18 protein-coding genes are annotated in these 16,884 nt (G+C 65.2%); 9 read left to right on the forward strand and 9 right to left on the reverse strand.

Translation table 11 applies throughout. The features are described 5' to 3' along the window. The first annotated feature begins 88 nt into the window (after positions 1-88). Genes hpnA through VFA60_15425 form a run of 6 tightly spaced genes read left to right on the forward strand, consistent with a single transcriptional unit; the run spans position 89 to position 6,031 of the window. Complete coding sequence (gene hpnA, locus VFA60_15400; GenBank protein HZQ93177.1) at positions 89-1,078, forward strand: hopanoid-associated sugar epimerase; 990 nt, start codon at positions 89-91, stop codon at positions 1,076-1,078. After that, positions 1,071-1,793 carry a hypothetical protein gene (locus VFA60_15405; GenBank protein HZQ93178.1) on the forward strand — a complete coding sequence of 241 codons (723 nt, stop codon included), beginning with the start codon at positions 1,071-1,073 and terminating at the stop codon, positions 1,791-1,793. Before hpnA ends, VFA60_15405 begins: the two co-directional genes overlap by 8 nt. Further along, positions 1,793-2,932: a zinc-dependent dehydrogenase gene (locus tag VFA60_15410; protein ID HZQ93179.1), complete on the forward strand. Its 1,140-nt coding sequence runs from the start codon at positions 1,793-1,795 to the stop codon at positions 2,930-2,932. Before VFA60_15405 ends, VFA60_15410 begins: the two co-directional genes overlap by 1 nt. A gap of 31 nt (positions 2,933-2,963) precedes the next feature. Continuing rightward, a complete protein-coding gene (locus VFA60_15415; GenBank protein HZQ93180.1) occupies positions 2,964-4,001 on the forward strand; it encodes a zinc-binding dehydrogenase in 1,038 nt (345 codons plus the stop codon). Between the two features lie 21 nt (positions 4,002-4,022). Further along, positions 4,023-5,054, forward strand: coding sequence for a phytoene/squalene synthase family protein (locus tag VFA60_15420; protein HZQ93181.1), 1,032 nt, complete (start codon positions 4,023-4,025; stop codon positions 5,052-5,054). Continuing rightward, positions 5,051-6,031 (forward strand): phytoene/squalene synthase family protein, encoded by a 981-nt coding sequence (locus VFA60_15425; protein ID HZQ93182.1) that lies wholly within the window; start codon positions 5,051-5,053, stop codon positions 6,029-6,031. Before VFA60_15420 ends, VFA60_15425 begins: the two co-directional genes overlap by 4 nt. Before the next feature lie 122 nt (positions 6,032-6,153). On the opposite strand, the gene VFA60_15430 is transcribed toward VFA60_15425, so the two are convergent. The 6 genes from VFA60_15430 to VFA60_15455 form a co-directional block, all read right to left on the reverse strand. Beyond that, a complete protein-coding gene (locus VFA60_15430) occupies positions 6,154-6,540 on the reverse strand; it encodes a hypothetical protein (GenBank protein ID HZQ93183.1) in 387 nt (128 codons plus the stop codon). Beyond that, entirely contained in the window at positions 6,527-6,955 is a 429-nt protein-coding gene (locus tag VFA60_15435; GenBank protein ID HZQ93184.1) for an EamA family transporter, read from the reverse strand. Before VFA60_15435 ends, VFA60_15430 begins: the two co-directional genes overlap by 14 nt. Next, positions 6,952-8,475 (reverse strand): hopanoid biosynthesis associated radical SAM protein HpnJ, encoded by a 1,524-nt coding sequence (gene hpnJ / locus VFA60_15440; GenBank protein ID HZQ93185.1) that lies wholly within the window; start codon positions 8,473-8,475, stop codon positions 6,952-6,954. Before hpnJ ends, VFA60_15435 begins: the two co-directional genes overlap by 4 nt. Before the next feature lie 303 nt (positions 8,476-8,778). Further along, complete coding sequence (locus VFA60_15445) at positions 8,779-10,032, reverse strand: TolC family protein (protein HZQ93186.1); 1,254 nt, start codon at positions 10,030-10,032, stop codon at positions 8,779-8,781. A gap of 223 nt (positions 10,033-10,255) precedes the next feature. After that, positions 10,256-11,212: a tetratricopeptide repeat protein gene (locus VFA60_15450; protein ID HZQ93187.1), complete on the reverse strand. Its 957-nt coding sequence runs from the start codon at positions 11,210-11,212 to the stop codon at positions 10,256-10,258. Beyond that, positions 11,212-12,462 (reverse strand): efflux RND transporter periplasmic adaptor subunit, encoded by a 1,251-nt coding sequence (locus VFA60_15455; protein HZQ93188.1) that lies wholly within the window; start codon positions 12,460-12,462, stop codon positions 11,212-11,214. Before VFA60_15455 ends, VFA60_15450 begins: the two co-directional genes overlap by 1 nt. A gap of 328 nt (positions 12,463-12,790) precedes the next feature. Here VFA60_15455 and VFA60_15460 point away from each other — a divergent pair, with 328 nt between their 5' ends. The 3 genes from VFA60_15460 (at position 12,791) to VFA60_15470 (ending at position 15,448) form a co-directional block, all read left to right on the forward strand. Further along, a complete protein-coding gene (locus VFA60_15460; protein HZQ93189.1) occupies positions 12,791-13,675 on the forward strand; it encodes a YihY/virulence factor BrkB family protein in 885 nt (294 codons plus the stop codon). 114 nt (positions 13,676-13,789) lie between these two features. Further along, positions 13,790-14,188, forward strand: a complete 399-nt coding sequence (queF, locus tag VFA60_15465; protein ID HZQ93190.1) for a preQ(1) synthase — start codon at positions 13,790-13,792, stop codon at positions 14,186-14,188. Between the two features lie 51 nt (positions 14,189-14,239). Beyond that, the gene (locus VFA60_15470) at positions 14,240-15,448 is read left to right on the forward strand and encodes an MFS transporter (GenBank protein ID HZQ93191.1); all 1,209 of its coding nucleotides are present in this window, start codon (positions 14,240-14,242) and stop codon (positions 15,446-15,448) included. A gap of 43 nt (positions 15,449-15,491) precedes the next feature. Here VFA60_15470 and VFA60_15475 read toward each other — a convergent pair whose 3' ends face one another. From VFA60_15475 to VFA60_15485, 3 genes are all read right to left on the reverse strand, one after another. After that, on the reverse strand, positions 15,492-15,926 hold the full coding sequence (locus VFA60_15475; GenBank protein ID HZQ93192.1) for a hypothetical protein: 435 nt from the start codon (positions 15,924-15,926) through the stop codon (positions 15,492-15,494). Between the two features lie 125 nt (positions 15,927-16,051). Continuing rightward, positions 16,052-16,399 carry an STAS domain-containing protein gene (locus tag VFA60_15480; GenBank protein HZQ93193.1) on the reverse strand — a complete coding sequence of 116 codons (348 nt, stop codon included), beginning with the start codon at positions 16,397-16,399 and terminating at the stop codon, positions 16,052-16,054. After that, positions 16,396-16,854, reverse strand: coding sequence for an ATP-binding protein (locus VFA60_15485; protein HZQ93194.1), 459 nt, complete (start codon positions 16,852-16,854; stop codon positions 16,396-16,398). The genes VFA60_15480 and VFA60_15485 overlap by 4 nt, the downstream gene beginning before the upstream one ends. Positions 16,855-16,884: the final 30 nt, after the last annotated feature.

Raw genomic sequence — 16,884 nt, forward strand, 5'->3', positions numbered from 1 at the left:
GCGCACGCAGTCGAAGGACCCCTACTTCGCCACTGCAGTCCCGCGTAAGCCTTACAATCGCCGAAACGCGCAACGTGAAACGGGAAACTTGAAACGAGTTTTCATCACCGGTGCCACCGGCTTCGTGGGAAGCCACGTCGCGCAGGCCCTGGCCGCGCAAGGCGCCGAACTGCGCCTGCTCGTCCGCTCGTCCTCACGCACGCAGAACATCGAAGGCCTGAACGCCGAGCGCGTCATCGGCGACCTCACCGATCCCAAAACCTACGCGAGCGCGCTCGCCGGATGCGACGCCGTTTTCCACGTGGCCGCCGACTATCGTCTGTGGGTGCGCGATCCCGAAGCCATGTACCTGGCCAACGTGGAAGGCACGCGCCGCCTGATCGAGGCTGCACTGGTCGCCGGTGTGGGCCGCATCGTCTATACGTCAAGCGTCGCCACCATGGGTTTCGGCTCCGACGGCCGCATCGCCGACGAAGACTCGCCGGTTTCGGTGGCCGACATGGTGGGCCACTACAAGCGCTCCAAGTTCCTCGCCGAACAGGTCGCGCTCGAAGCGGGACGCAGCGGCGCAAACGTCGTCATCGTCAACCCGACCACGCCCATCGGCGAGCAGGACATCAAACCCACGCCCACCGGCCGCATCATCGTGGACTTCCTCAAGCGCAAGTTTCCCGCCTACGTGGACACCGGGCTGAACCTGGTGGACGTGGCCGACGTCGCCCGCGGACACCTCGCCGCCTGCGAGCGGGCCAGGCCCGGCGAACGCTACATCCTGGGAGGCGAAAACCTTACGTTGAAGCAGCTCCTCGACCGGCTCGCCGCCATCACCGGCCTGCCTTCGCCCAAGGTGCGCGTGCCGCATGGGGTTGCCATGGCCTTCGCGACGTTCGACGAGACCTTCACCGGCCGCATCCGCAAGCGCGAACCGCGCGCCACGCGCGAAGCCGTGCGCATGGGCCGCAAGAAGATGTGGGCGTCATCGGCCAAGGCGGAAAGGGAGCTGGAATGGAAGGCCGGCCCGATCGACGACGCCCTGCGCCGCGCCATCGCCTGGTTCCGGGAGCACGGCTATGCCTAGGGTCTCCATCGTGACGGCCATGCCCACCGAAATCTGGCCGCTCATCCGCGGATGGGAGCAGCGTGAGTTCGAGCATGCCGGGCGCCGGTACGAGTTCTACGAGCACGGCGACGAGGTTGCGCTCTGCGGCGGCATCGGCTACGAAGCGGGGCAGCGCGCCGCCGAAGCCACCATCGCCTACGCGCGTCCCGACCTGATCATCGCTGCCGGCCTCGCCGGCGGGCTCAAGCCTGAGTGGACGCTCGGCAAGACGCTCACCCCCGCCATCATTATCGAAGAAGCTACCGGCCAGCGTTATGCCACGCTGCGCGGCGCCGGGACCGTGGTCAGCTCGCGCGTGATCGCCGGCGTCGAACTCAAGCGCGAACTCGCCGCGCGTTTCTCGGCCGACATCGTGGACATGGAGGGCGCAGCCATCGCCTCGGTCGCCGCGAAGCACGGCATCCCCCTGCTGGCTGCAAAGGCGGTGTCCGATGCGCTCGACTTTCCGCTGCCGCCGCTCCAGCCTTTCGTGGACCAAGACGGCCGCTTCCAGGCCGCCCGCTTCACCCTCCACGCCGCCGTGCGCCCGGCGTGGTGGCCGCTCATCTGGAAACTCAAGCGCCACAGCGCCGCCGCCGCCGAGGCCCTCGCCGAGCTGCTCACCACGATGATTCGCGACACCCACGCCGGCCCGCGCAGCAGCTACAATTCTGTATCGGCGCAAAGCAGCTGATGGCCACCATCACCCAACCCGGAGCGGGCGCCGCCTCGCGCGCCATCCCGGCCACCATGACCGCCGCCGTCTATCGCGGCGTCAATGACGTGCGCATCGAGACCGTTCCCGTTCCCGAGATCGGCCGCGGCGAGGTGCTCATCCGCGTGCACACCTGCGGCATCTGCGGCACGGACCTGAAGAAGATCTCGACCGGCTCGCACTCGGCCCCGCGCATCTTTGGTCACGAAACCGCTGGAACCATTGCCGCTGTAGGGGAAGGTGTCACGGCCTTTCGGCCGGGCGATCGCGTGATGGTCTTCCACCACATCCCCTGCGGGCGCTGCTACTACTGCTCCAAGAAAGTTTTCGCCCAGTGCCCCACGTACAAGAAGGTCGGCGTCACCGCCGGCTTTGAGCCCTCGGGCGGCGGCTTCGCCGAATACGTGCGCGTCCTGCCCTGGATTGTGGGAGATGTCGGCGAGCGCATGCCACAGCGTGGCGTGGTGCGCATCCCTGACGGCGTCAGCTTCGAGCAGGCATCGTTCGTGGAGCCGGTCAATACCTGCCTGAAGGCAATCGAACAGCTGCAACTTCAGCGTGGTGAGAGCGTTCTGGTCATGGGACAAGGCCCCATTGGCCTGCTGCTGGCCCTGCTGGCGCGGCGGGCCGGAGGCGAGGTAATCACTTCCGATTTGTTCGTCCCAAGGCTTAAAATAGCTGCATCGCTGGGCATTCAGGCGACCATCGACGCCTCGGGCGCCAACGTGGTCGACCGCGTGAGGGAACTGACTGGCGGACGCGGCGCCGACGCGGTCTTGCTCGCCGTCGCCGGTAACAGCTTGATTCCGGTTGCCTTGGACGCGGCGCGTCCGGGCGGGCGGGTGATGCTGTTTGCCCAGACGGTGCGCAGCGAAGCGCGTTTCGATCCGGCTGCCGTTTGCGTGGACGAGAAGACGCTGCTGGGCTCCTATAGCGCGTCGGTGGACTTGCAGGAAGAGTCGGCCCGCCTGGTCTTCAGCGGCGAACTCGACCTGGAGCGGCTGATTACCCACCGCTTCCCGCTGGCGCAGGCGGTACAGGCCCTGGAGTTGGCTGCGCATCCGCGGCCGGACTCGATGAAGGTAGTCATCCAGCCTTCCTTGAGTGTCGTACCGTAATTGAAAGGCACTTATTTTGAACGGCAAGAAGATGACCGCAGCCGTCCTCTACGGTAAAGAGGACGTAAAGATTGAGCGCGTCCCCATTCCTCGCGTCGAAGACGGCGAGGTCCTGGTCAAAGTCGAAGTTGCCCTCACCTGCGGCACCGACCTGAAGGTCTACCAGCGCGGCTACCACGCGCGCATGATCGTTCCTCCCGCGCTGTTCGGGCACGAGCTGGCCGGCGTGGTTGCGGAAACCGGCCATGGGGTCACTAACTTCCGCCGCGGCGAGCGCGTGGTCGCGCTCAACTCGGCTCCGTGCGGCATGTGCTTCTACTGCGCGCGCCACCAGGAAAACCTCTGCGAAGACCTGCTGTTCAACAACGGCGCCTACGCCGAGTTCATCAAGATTCCGCGCCGCATCGTCGAGAAGAACATGCTGGTGATTCCTCCGCAGATGTCCATGGAGGAAGCGCCCATCGTCGAGCCGCTGGCCTGCGTCGTCCGCGGCCTGGAAGAAACGCACGCCCAGATCGGCGACACCGTCGCGGTGATCGGCGCCGGACCGGTCGGACTGATGTTTGTCCAGGTCGCCCGGCTTGCCGGCTGCAACGTGGTGGCGGTCGTGAAGCACGACGAGCAGGTCAGCGCCGCCAAGCGCATGGGCGCGCACGACGTCGTGCAGATCACCAAGATCGAAGACCCCATTGCCGCCGTGCGCTCGCTCACGCCCGAGCGCCGCGGCGCCGACGTCGTCATCGAAGCCATCGGCCGCCCGCAAGGCTGGGAGATGGCCGTGGACATGGTCCGCAAGGGCGGCACGGTGAACTTCTTCGGCGGATGCGCCAGCGGCACCAAGGTCAATCTCGACACCAACCGCCTGCACTACTCCGAGATCACGCTGAAAGCAACGTTCCACCACACGCCCGCCACCGTGCGCCGCGCCTTCGCGCTGCTGGCGGAGAAGAAAATTCGCAGCAACGATTACATCACCGGCGAGGCGCCGCTCTCGCGCCTGCAACAGGTGTTGCAGGCCATGCTCAAGCGCACCGGCGAAATCAAGACCGCCATCATCCCGGGCCACTGAGTGGGAGCAGTGGCGATACGCATGAGGCAGCCCCCGCCATTGCAGCTCGCCGCCGCGTATTCGGTGTGCCGAGGCATCACCCGCAGCAACGCGCGGAATTTCTATTGGGCCTTTCTCGTGCTCCCGTCGGAGAAGCGCGACGCGCTGGCCGCCGTCTATGCCTTCATGCGGCACTCCGACGACATCGCCGACGACACCACGCTGCCGCCGCAGGAAAAAGCCGCGCGCCTCGAGGCCTGGCGCGCCGAGTTGCATCGCGTCCTCGACGGCGGAGCCACCGATGATCCGGTGCTGTTCGCGCTCGCCGACGCCCAGCGCCGCTTCGAAATCCCCATCCAGCGCCTCGACGAGCTCATCACCGGCACCGCGATGGATGTGTCCGGGTCCGTGGGCGCCCCACCCAACCAAGCTGTGGGCGCCCCACCCTCTTCCGGCGCGCACGTTGCGCCGGAAAGGGCGGGAAATCCGGCGGCTGGCACAACAGAACCCACGGTCCTCTACAGGAACTTCGACGAACTCCGCAATTACTGCTACCACGTGGCCTCGGTCGTCGGACTCGTCTGCATCAAGATCTTCGGATACCGCGATCCCGCCGCCGAACCGCTCGCGGAGAAAACCGGAATCGCCTTCCAGCTCACCAACATCATCCGTGACGTGAAAGAAGATGCGCTGATGGGCCGCATCTACATCCCGGCCGACGACCTGGCGCGCTTCCAGCGCACGGCCGCGGAACTGGCGCCGGCGGCGCCGGGCAACGGCTTCGATGCGTCGCGCTTCCGCGGCGTGCTCGAACTGGAGACCTTCCGCGCGCGCGATCACTACCAGGCCGCGCAGAAGCTCCTGCCCCTCATCGACGAAGACTCCCGGCCCGCCCTCTGGGTGCTGGTGGAGATCTATCGCCGCCTGCTGGAGAAGATCGTGGCCCGCAACTACGACGTCTTCACCGATCGCATCCGGCTCTCCGCGCGAGAAAAAGGCCTGCTGCTGCTGCGCGGCCTCTGGCTGCGGCTCACGCGCTGGGCGATCACGCCGGCGCCGCGACCCTCGGCATGACCGCGGCGCTGAATGAACTGCTGCGCGGGACCTCGCGTTCGTTCTACCTGACCTTGCGCGTGCTGCCCGCCGCCGTGCGTCCCCAGATCAGCCTCGCGTACCTGCTCGCCCGCACCGCCGACACCATCGCCGACACCGACGCTCTGCCCCTCGACCAGCGCCTGGCCGCCTTGCGCGAGTTTCGCGAAGCGATCCTGGATTCCGCGCCGCCTCACAGCTTCGACAGCTTTGCCGCCCAGCAAGCCTCGCAAGCAGAGAAGACCCTGCTGCAACGTCCGCCCGAAGCGCTCGCCGCGCTTTCCCGCCTTTCACAGCCGGACCAGCAACTCATTCGCGAAGTCCTTTCCACCATCATCAGCGGTCAGGAACTCGACTTGCTGCGCTTCGGCGCAAACAAAGGGGGCGCCGGCGCCGCTCTCGACACCGACGCCGAGCTTGACGACTACACCTACCGCGTCGCCGGCTGCGTGGGCGAGTTCTGGACCAGGCTTTGCCGCGCGCACCTGTTTCCCCGCGCGCCGCTCAATGACGAACAGCTCATTGCCGACGGCGTCCGCTTCGGGAAGGGCCTGCAACTTGTGAATGTACTGCGCGACCTGCCCGCCGACCTCGCGAATGGCCGGTGTTATCTGCCGCGCGAATCTCTTCGCGCCGCTGGTCTGGAGCCCGCGACCCTGCTCGCGCCGGAGAACGAAGCGAAGTTTGTGCCGCTCTACCGCGGCCATCTCGACATCGCCGAACAGCACCTCAGCGCCGGCTGGCGCTACACCACCACGCTGCCCTACGGCCAATTCCGCGTCCGCCTGGCCTGCGCCTGGCCCATCTTGATAGGACTGAAGACCATTCAGAAGCTGCGCGCCTCGAGCGTTGCGCAGATCAGGGAACGCGTGAAGATCTCACGCGGCGAAGTGCGGGCGATTGTTGCCAGGTCGCTGCTTGCGGCGCCATTTCCTCTGCTGTGGCGGCGCCTTGCGTAGAAACAGATCACACGCTCCCTGCGTATCATCCTGGGCGAACGGGGGCGTTGGGCCGGCTGAACGCGGCCATCCTCGCCGTCTCCCCGCCAGTTCCAGCCTTACTGTGAACCGAGAACTGAGAACTACCGCGCCAGCAGCGCCACCCCGCCCGCCACGAACGCCGCCGCCATCCACCGCCGGCCGTCCACGCGCTCGTGCAGAAAAATGCGGGCGGCCACCGCGTTGGTGACGAACGTCAGCGACGCCGAGGCCGGCACCACCAGCGACACGTCGCCCCACGACAGCGCCAGCAACAGGCTGAAGTATCCGATGGCGAGGAACCCCACGCCCATCCAGAAGCGCGCGTTGCTCACGACCGCGCGCGCCGCGCCGAGCACGCCGCGTGCCCGCGTGATCTCGCCCATGTCGCCCACCTGCTGCATCGCGCCGGCGATCAGGATTTCGCCCGCCGTCGAAGAGAGCACGATGGCGGCGATTCCGCCCCACGTATACGCGTCACGGACGTCCATGCAGCTCCTCGCCCGCGGCGATGCGCGCCCGCTCGTGCTTGGTGGTGTAGGAAGGTCCTCCGGCAACGAAGCCCACCCCGGCGGTGATCAGCAAAATCCCCGCCCAGCGCGTCACGGTCACCGTTTCACCGAGGAAGAAGACCGAGAGCAGCGCCACGACAACGTAGCCGAACGACGTTGCCGGCAGGACGAACGTCAGGTCGGCCCAGGAAAGCGCGGAAGTGTATCCGGAGAGAAAGCCGATGAGCAGCAGCGTGCCGCCGGCCACCCAGGGGTTGAGCAGAGCGCCCAGCGCGCTGCCCAGGTTGTGGAGGGAGATCGCGCCAACGTCCTTCATGCCGCGCGAAAGCATCGTGTCGCCGACCGCGCCCAGCAGGACGATGGTGGCCAGCAGCAGGTATCGGCGGAGCGTCACACGATCTCGAACGCGTTCACCGGCTCGGCCGCGTCGCCCGCGCCCGCCGCCGGACGCCGCTCATTCGGAGGCGCCATTCCGCCCGCCTTCTGCTCCTTCACGTAGCGGTTGCGCTGCGCGCGCAGCTTCATGAACGACTTGGCTTCCTTGTACAGCCGCTTCCGCTCGCCGTTGTTGAACACCGCCTTGCGCACGATGCGGAAGATCGCCTTCGGGCGGAAGTAATACTCGTCGTAGAAGCGGTGCACCGCCTCCAGCGCTTCTTCGCGCGGCAGCGCGGGGTATTCGATCTGCGCCAGCTGGTGCCCGCCCTCATCCACCATCTGCTGCTCGTTGGTGATGAAGCCGTTCGCCTTGGCGAAGTCGTAGAGTTCAGTGCCGGGATAGGCGTGCGCGAGGGAGACCTGGATGGTCTCGACGTCGAGTTCTTTGGCAAAGTCAATCGTGCGGCGGATGGTTTCGCGCGTCTCGCCCGGCAACCCGATGATGAAGTCGCCATGCACCACCAGGTCCAGCTTCTTGCAGTCGCGCGTGAAGTCGCGCGCCCGCTCCACCGTGGCGCCCTTCTTGATGTTCTTCAGGATCTGCTGGTCGCCCGATTCATATCCCACGATCAGCAGCCGGCAGCCGGCTTCGCGCTGCGCCTTCAGCGTTTCGTAGTCGGTGGTCACGCGCGAAGTGCACGACCAGGTCAGGCCGAGCGGCTTCAGCTTCGAGCACAGCTCGATGGTGCGCGCCTTCTGGATGTTGAACGTGTCGTCGTCAAAGAAGTATTCCTTCACCCACGGCCAGTATTCCTTCGCCTTGGCCATCTCGGCCGCAACCTTGTCGGCCGAGCGCTTGCGCCACGGATGTCCGCTCAGCGTCTGCGGCCACAGGCAAAACGTGCACTGCGCCGGGCAGCCGCGCGTGGTGTACAACGACACGAACGGATGCAGCAGGAAGGGCACGTTGTACCGCTTGACGTCGAGATCGCGGTGATAGACATCGGTCACGTCCGGCAGCGCATCCAGGTTCTCCACCGACGGACGGTCCGGGTTGTGGACCACCTGGTTACCGTTGCGGTATGAAATTCCGGCGATGCTTTCCAGCGGCTTGCCCTGGGCGAACTCCACCGTCGAGTAGTCGAACTCGCGCCGGCACACAAAGTCGATCGCCGGACAATCCTTCAGCGCCTTGGCTGGCAGGGTGGTCACGTGCGGGCCCACGAAGGCGATCTTCAGCGCCGGATTCACCTGCTTCATTGCCTCGGCCAGCCTGCAATCGCCCTTGAAGCCGGGGGTGGACGTGAACAGCACCAGGAACTCGTAATCCTTTGCCAGATCAATGGTTTGCTGCACCGAGACGTGGTGCGGAGGAGCGTCCAGCAGGCGCGATCCCTCCAGCATTCCTGCCGGGTACGCCAGCCATACCGGATACCAGTACGACTCAATTTCTCGAGTAGCAGGCCAGCGCGAACTCGCGCCGCCGTCGAAGTTCTCAAACGAAGGTGGGTTGAGAAAAAGGGTTTTCAGTGGCATCGCGTTAAAGTCCGATTATCCTAACACTTCCGGGCTAAAACACGATAGTGTAATGGACTCGGTATGAACCAGCGAGTCAACAGCAGCCAGTGGTAAATCCCTGCATCGGGCAGCCTGAAATCCACCATCGTTGGGACGGCAGTAGCTCCCTCCTCGCGCGAGCAGCCACTCGCAACATTCGCGCCGCCCTCGGCTCGACTCATTCTTCTGGATGGCGGCCGGAGGCCCCCTCCCGCCCTGTCGCCGTACGATATCGGTCTTTCGCCGGATTCCTCCGCGCCCTCTGCGTTGAAGATGTCGGACCTACTTCATTGCCCACTTTGCCAGCTCGCCCGTGGCCTTCAGCAGCTGGAGCTGCGCTTTCTCGAGTTGGAAGGTCACATCGAGGAGAACGTTGTACTTTTCGTTTTCGTTGAGCACCGCCTCCTGCTGCTGGCGCAAGTTGGCCGCTCCCGCTTGCACCTGGACCAGCATGGCTTCGCCCTGCCCGCGCGCCAGCTCGTACTCCAGCTTGGCCACGTCGCGCGCGGCTGCCAGCTGGCGCACGGCGCCTTGCAGGTTCAGCGTCTCCTCCGAGACCTGCTGCCGCACGCCCTCGGCTTCCTTGCGCGCCTTCAGCGCCTCAGCCGACGCGCCTTCCGCCCTCGCCTTCAGCGGCGCGCTCAGCAGCGGGAAGCGTATGAGCACGCCGAAGGTCACGTTGTTGCGCTGGAATTTCTGGAAGAATTCGTCATAGTGGTTGTAGCGCGAAAACAGCCCGTACTGGCCCACGAGGTCAATGGACGGATACCAGTATTTGCCTTCGCCGCGCGCGCGGATCTCCTTCGCCTGCGCTTGCTGGTCCGCCGCCTTCAGGGCGGCGCTGTTTTCCAGCGCCTTGCCGACAAGATCGGTTTCAGCCGGCATCGGCAGATCGGGCACCGACTCGGTCACCGTCTCCAGCTCTCCCGCGGGGATTCCGGTCAGCGACGCCAGCCGCGAGCGCAGCACGTCCGCGGCGGTGTGCAACTCGGCCAGCCGCATGCGCACGCGCGCCACCGTGAGCTTTGCCTTGGTGAGCTCCATGGCGTTGTCCACGCCCGCGTCCACACGCTGTAACACGATCTGCTGCTGCTTGTCCGCCGCCTGCTGCTGCTGTTCCATGAGGGCCAGTTGCGAGGCCAGCGTGTCCAGTTGCGTGTACGCGACCGCCGTGTCGAGGATCACCTGGTCGCGCTTGTCGCCGGTCGAGGTGCTGCTCGCCATCCAATCCAGCTTGGCCGCGCGGATGAACTCCCGCTGCTGCGCGTTCAGCAGCAACGACTGCGTGTTCACGTTGAACACCGAGGGTGCCGATCCCTCCAGGCTCAGCGGAAACCCCGCCGAATAGGCGATCCCCGAGCCGAACGTCACCTGGGGGATGTACTGATTGCGCGCCTCCATGTACGCCTGCCGCGCGCGCAACTGGTCGGCCGCGGCGATCGCCATCGTGCCGCTGCGCTTCACCGCCAGCTCAATCGCCTGGCGAAAATCCAGCCGTGCCGCGGAGGCGCCGGCGCACAGTGCCAGGACAAACATCGTCAGAAGAGAACACTTCAGCAGGGAAGAATGCTTCATCGCGCGACCTCGGAATAGCATTTGTCAGCAATACATTGTCGGCTGCCGCCCGAAAAAATCACAGGTTGCCGCTCACATTGGAACGCCGCGGCGCCCCGCTCTTTGCGGGCCGCGGCCTTGAACTGTGAACTGTAAACTGTGAACTGGTTTCTGAGAACTGAGGACCGGGAACCTGGAACTTCGGCTATGGCGCCAGGCGCCTGAGCGCATCCTGCGCCGGGCCGAAGTCGCGCGCCAGCGAGAGTGCCGCGCGATACTCCACCGCCGCTGCCTGGCGGTCGCCCATCTTTTCCAGGATCGAGCCCAGCAGGTAGTGCGCCTGGTAGGTTGGCGCCTGCTCCACTTTGTCGTTCGAGCTGAGGTACTTGCGCAGGAACTGCGCCGCGACAGGGAAGTTGCGCCCCGCCTTGAACAGCAGCTCGGCGCCTTCGTAGAACACGTCGTCATGCGAGCGGTTGGCCGCCACCGCCTTATTGATCGCCGACTCCATCTCCGCGAACCGCTTCGTGCGCCGGTAGAACGACGCCAGGTTCAGCCAGTAGCCGGCCTTGTTGTTGCTTGCCGCGATCGCCGCCTTGTACTCCAGCTCGGCTTCGTCAGGCCGCGAATCCTTTTCGGCGATGCGCGCCCGGATCCAGTGCGACGTCGCCGGATCGACACTGGCCAGCTTCTGCGCCTGCGCTTCGGCCTTGTCTTTTCCGCCGCCCAGGAACGACGGCGCCTCGATGAAAAACTCCGCCAGGTCCGACTGCGCGTCGAGGTCGTTCGATTGCAGCTCCACCGCCTTCTCGAACTCGGCGCGCGTCTTTTTCGCCAGCCCGATCGCGGTGAAGAAGATCGAGTGCTCCGCTTTCTCGCCGTACTCCCGGCCCAGCCACAGGTGGAAGCGCGCGTTGCCAGGTTCCAGGCTCACGGCTTTCTCGCCGGCGTTCACCGCGTCGCCCCAACGCTCCATGCCGAAGTAGGCGCGCGAGAGCAAATGCCATGCCCCCGCGTCGCGCGGCTCCTGCTTCACCCGCTCCTTCAGCAGAGCTAAGGCTTCATCGGCCCTTCCCTCGGCCAGCAGCGCTTCAGGACCGTCGGCCAGCATCGGCGCCGAGAAAAGTAAAAGCAGCAGGAGAGAGACCACCACGCGGCGCATCACGGCTGCACCACCCGCACCGGAGCGTTCTCCACCAGCGGACGGTTGTTTACCGTGCCCAGCGCCACCACCGCGCCGGGTTCCAGTCCTTTGGTTATTTCAATGCGCGTCAAATTGCTCAATCCCGTCTGCACCTCGCGGCGCTTCAGCGCGCCGTCGTTCACCACGTAGACGAACCGCCTGCCGTCATCCTGGTGGACGGCCTCGCGCGGCACCGAGAGCGCGTCGTTGTTCTGCGCGGTCATCACCACCACGCCCACGTTGACGTTGGGCAGCAGGCGCAGGTCCTGATTATTGACCTCCACCATCACTTCGCCAACGGTTCGTGTGCCGCGCAACGTTACCGTCGTGGGGACGGTAGTTACCCTGCCGGTCCATGACCGCCCGGGCAGCGCGTCCCACGTGACGTGCACTTCCTGTCCGCGCGTCAGGCGGCCGATATCAGGCTCGTCGACGAACGCCCGCACATTCACCGTGTGCAAGTCGGCCACCTGCACCAGCAGGTCGCCGGTATTGACAAACACTCCCGGCCGCACCGGCAGCGAATACACCAGCGCGCGCCGCGGCGCCCGCACATGGGAGTCCTTCAGCAGGTCCTGTGCTGCCTGGTAAGCCGCCTGCGCTTCGGCCACGCGCGCTTCAGTGCGCGCCACTTCCTCGCTGGAGAAGCGCCTGGTCTGCCGCTGCTCCTGGAGCCGCGCCTGGGCCTGCGCCTGCTCCAGCCGCACCTGCGCCGCCTGAACTTCCGCGGCGGAAGCCGCGCCCGTCTTTTGCAGGTTCTGCATCGCGGTCAGGTTGCGCTGCGCCGCGTCCAGCTCCGCGCGCGCCTTGCTGGACTCGGCCTGCGACGTCAGGATCTCCTCCTGCGTCCCGCCCTTCTGCACCGCGAGCAAGTCCGCCTGCGCCGACTTCAACTGCGCCAGCGCGCGTGCCGCCTGGGCCTGCGCGTCGGCGGCGTCAAGTTCGAGCAGAAGTTGTCCCGGGACCACCCAGTCGCCTTCGTGCACCAGCACGCGCTTCACCGTGGTGGGCGCCGGCGCGTGCGCTTCGAAGTTCTCCACCGGCTCGATCTTGCCGTTGGTGGAAATGGTGCTCGCAATCGGCCCGCGCTCCGCCTTGGCCGCCCGCACGGGCAGCTCGCTCCGCTTGAACGGATTGAACGACGCCAGCAGCACCACCGCGATCACCGCGGCCGCGATGATCATCAGCCGATGCCGCTGCCAGAACGGAGCTTTGTTGTTCTCTGCCATCCTTGGAATCAAGCCCGGAAAAAGGCCGCCGCTCGTCCGCCGCGTTCCGGCCGAACCGGAACCGTGCCCAGGCTCCCGCCGCGGAGCTGAAGGTGCTGTAACGGTGCTGGGTGATTCTATCAAGCTATCCCTCACATCTTGCGCGGGTAACCCACTGATTACGTGCGCACACCGCCGCCCGGATTGGCCGCCCGGGCCGCCTGCACTGCTGCAAAAGAGCGTCCCCCCTTAGATGCCTCTCGTCTTGGCACGTCGCACACATTCCCCGCAAACCCGCGCGCCGACTTCCGCCATCGTACCTTGCGTTCCCTGCAAGACGGGCCCGCGAATGACCATCCGACAATTCGGCCGCGCTCTGCGCGCCGCCTATGCCGGCGTCAACAACAGCCACACCACTCTGATGGCGGCGGGCCTGGCCTACTACTTTTTGCTCTCTCTGTTCCCGCTGCTGGTCGTGCTGGCCAGCGTAGCGCCGTTCCTTCCCGTGCCCGATCTCTGGGACCGCGCTCTCTGGACGATGTCGCGCGTCGTCCCAGCCGACGCCATGGGCGTGGTCCGCCGCGTGCTCGATGACGTGCTCCGCAGCGGACACCCGCGCCTGCTCTCCGTCGGTTTGCTGGGCACGTTCTGGGCCGCCTCGGGCGGCTTCTCCTCCATGATCGAGGCCCTCAACGTTGCTTACGACGTCCCCGAAACGCGCTCGTGGTTTCGCACCCATGCCCTAGCGGCGCTCCTCACTGTAGTTATTGGAACGTTTTTTGTGGTGGCTCTTGCGGCGATGATTGTTGGACCACACTTCGGCGCGTGGCTCGCCGACAAGCTCGGTCTCGACGCCGTATGGCGCTTCGCCTGGAATTACGCCCGCTGGGCCGTGGCCATCGCCTTCACCGTGCTCGGCGTCGAACTGCTCTACTACCTTGCCCCCAACGTGCGCCAGAAATTCGATTGCACGCTGCCCGGGGCGACCTTCGCCGTCGTGGTCTGGATCGGCGCGTCGTATCTGCTGGGCCTTTACATCCAGCGCTTCGCCCACTTCAACAAAACCTACGGCACGCTGGGCGCCGCCATCGCGCTGCCGGTGTGGTTCTACGTCACCAATCTCTTCATCCTCATCGGCGCGGAAGTCAACTCCGAGCTGCTCAAGGCCGCCGGCGCCGAACCTCCGCACGTGAAGACCGGGCCAGAGCCGGAAGAAGTGCCGCGCGCCGCGTAGAACCCGGCCTTTCCTTTGGACCTTCATGCATCCTTACGTAGTCCTTCGTGGGAACGCTTTGGGCTTTGTCCGCGCCTCCGCGGTCAGTCAGCCTCTCCGCTACAATAAACACCAATGCCGAAGTCTCCCCGCTACACCGACCAGCACGCCGTCGCCGGCCTCGACGCCAGGTTTCCCGAGATCGAAACCTTCGCCAACCAGTTTCCCGGATACGAGGTCCTCATCGACGATCCCGAGTTCACCTCCGTCTGTCCCAAGACCGGCCTCCCCGATTTCGGACACATCACCATCCGCTACATGCCGCGCCAGCGCTGCCTCGAGCTGAAGTCGCTGAAGGAATACCTGTTCGTGTATCGCAATCTCGGCATCTTCCAGGAGAACGCCGTCAACCGCATCCTCGAAGACGTGGTCCGCGCCGCCAGGCCGGTGTGGGCCGTCGTCAAAGGTGACTTCCGCCCGCGCGGCGGGATTTCAACCGTGGTTGAAGCCAAGTGGCCGAGGCCGAGGAAGTAATCAGATGAACTCGTTCTTCTCCGTTGCTCATCTGCTATAGTCCCCGGCAAAATGCGCCCGAGCCCGCATCCCCGACTCGCGCTGGTCATCCTTACCGCGCTCAATTTCTTCAACTACATTGACCGCTCGGTGCTCTTCGCGGTGCAGCCGCTGGTGCAGCAGGAATTCCAGCGCAGCGACCGCGACTTCGGCCTGCTGACGACCGCCTTCTTCTTCTGCTACATGATCGCCGCGCCCTTCATGGGTATGCTCGCCGACCGCTATCCGCGCCGCATGCTCATCGCCGCCGGCGCCATCGTGTGGAGCGCCGCCACGCTGCTGACAGCGGTGACGAACAACTTCACCGAACTGCTGATTCGCCACACCCTGGTCGGCATCGGCGAAGCCAGCTTCGTCACCATTGCGCCGGCTTTTCTGGCCGATCTGTTCGGGGAAGAGAAGCGGGGCAAGATCCTCAGCATTTTTTACGTCGCCATTCCGGTTGGCACCGCCGCCGGATACATGATCGGCGGCTACATGGGACACCGCTTCGGATGGCGCGCGCCCTTCTACGTCGCCGCCGCTCCCGGTTTCCTGCTCGCCGTCGCCATGTGGTTCATCGCCGAGCCCGCGCGGGGCGCGCACGACACCCTCGCAGCGACGCCTGAGCGCACACAGGTCACGCTGCTGGCCCGCAACGGCGCCTTCCTTTGCGCCACGCTCGGCATGGCCATGCTCACGTTTGCGCTCGGCGGCATCTCCGTCTGGATGCCGACGTTTCTTTCGCGCGTGCGCCACATCCCGCTCGACCGCGCCAACCTGATCTTCGGCGCCATGACCGGCATCAACGGCATCGTGGCCACGCTCATCGGCGGATACTGGGGCGACCACATGCTGCGCCGCGACCACGCCGCCTACTACCGCTTCTCCGGACTCGCCATGGGCGCCGGTGTCCCGCTCATGGCGCTGGCCATCTACGTCGCCGGACCAGTCATGTTTCCAGCGATTTTCCTGGCAGAGTTCGTGCTTTTCTTGAACAACGGCCCGCTCAACGCCGCCATCGTCAACTCGGTCTCGGCCCCCATCCGCGCCACCGCCATCGCGCTCAACGTGTTCATCATCCACCTGCTCGGCGACGCCTTTTCGCCCACCCTCATGGGATGGATCTCCGACCGCAGCTCGTTGGAGGCCGCCTTCGGCACCGCCATCGCTGCGTGCGCCCTGTCCTGCATCATCCTGTTGTATGGAATGCGCTACGCGCCGAGGATTCAGCGCTCTTGAATGCTGAGTGCTGAATGCTGAATGCTGAATGCTGAGTGCTGCTTCACCGCGGCCTCTTCTTCGCCGGCCATCGTCCATGCTCGAACCCGCCCGTCCCCTGCGGACGCGGCGCGTGCGGCTGCGCCTTCTGCTTCGGAACCAGATTGTTGGCGTAGCCGCCAGGCTCTCCGCTGAGTTGCTGTTCGAGCTTCAGCGCCATCTCGGCGCGGCCCTTGTAATTGACGATCGGGCCGTAGATCCGTATGGTGTGTCCCTCGAAGGCCTCCAGTTTTTCCGGATCTTTCAGGTCGCGGTCGAAGACGACCACGGTGAAGGGACACGTCTTGTAGTCTTCGCAGAAATCCAGGTACCAGATGTTTTTGCCGTGCTTCACGCTGTAGATCTTGCCGGTGATGCAGGCCATCTGCCCGATGCGCTTCGGGGCTTCTTCGATGGGAAAACACTCGGCCGCCGCGGCCATCGTGCACAGGGCGAGCACGGCCGCGCCTCGGGTCAGCAGGAGACTGCGGGAGAGAATGGGCAGCATGGCGGGCTAAAGTTAAACCCCGCCCGCCGGCGCGCGGAAACGCAATCATGCGTCATCCGCGCGTCCAGGCGATGCCACTATGCCGTGAAGGCCTTGATCGCCGTGGCCTCGTCGTCCTTCACGTCGAACACGGTGTACAGCTTGGTGATCTGCAGCAGGTCGTGCACCTTCTTGGTGAGGTTGAGCAACTTCAGCTCGCCGCCCTGGTTGCGTACCGTGGTGTAGGCGCTCACCAGCTCGCCAATGCCCGAGCTGTCGATGTAGGAGACGTCGCCCAGGTTGAGCAGGATCTTCTTGTCGCCCTTACCCACCAGGTCGCGAATGGTGTCGCGCAGAATCACACTGCCTTCGCCCAGGGTGATGCGGCCACTCAGGTCAACCACGGTTACGCCGTTGACCTGCCGCGTGCTGGTTTTCATCGTCACTGTGAACCCTCCTTGCTGTCCGCGGCCTTGCCGCGGTGCTTGACCAACGTAATTTCGGTGCCCGGACTCAGCGGCCGGAACCGCACTTCGTCCATGAATGCGCGTATCAGGAAAATTCCGCGTCCCGACTGCCGCAGCAGGTTCTCCGGGGCCAGCGGGTCGGGGATGTTGGTTTCGTCGAGTCCCGCCCCCTGGTCGGCGATGCTGATCACCAGCGAATCGCCGGTTGAATCGAGGCCGACCGTCACTTTCTTGCTCGGATCATAGGCGTTGCCGTGGAGAACGGCGTTCACCGCCGCCTCGCGCACCGCCATGGTGATCTTGTGCAGCTCCTCCTCGTCGAAGCCCGCGTCCGTGGCAAACTTTTCCGCGATCTGCTCCACCGTGTTCACCGCCTCCAGGGTGGAGTCCAGCGTGTACCACACGCGTTTACCGGTGGTTTTCAAAATGGGCATTCGCACCCGCCGCGCGCCGAAATCCCTGTT

The organism is Terriglobales bacterium, assembly GCA_035651995.1.
Lineage (GTDB): Bacteria > Acidobacteriota > Terriglobia > Terriglobales > Acidobacteriaceae > DASRER01.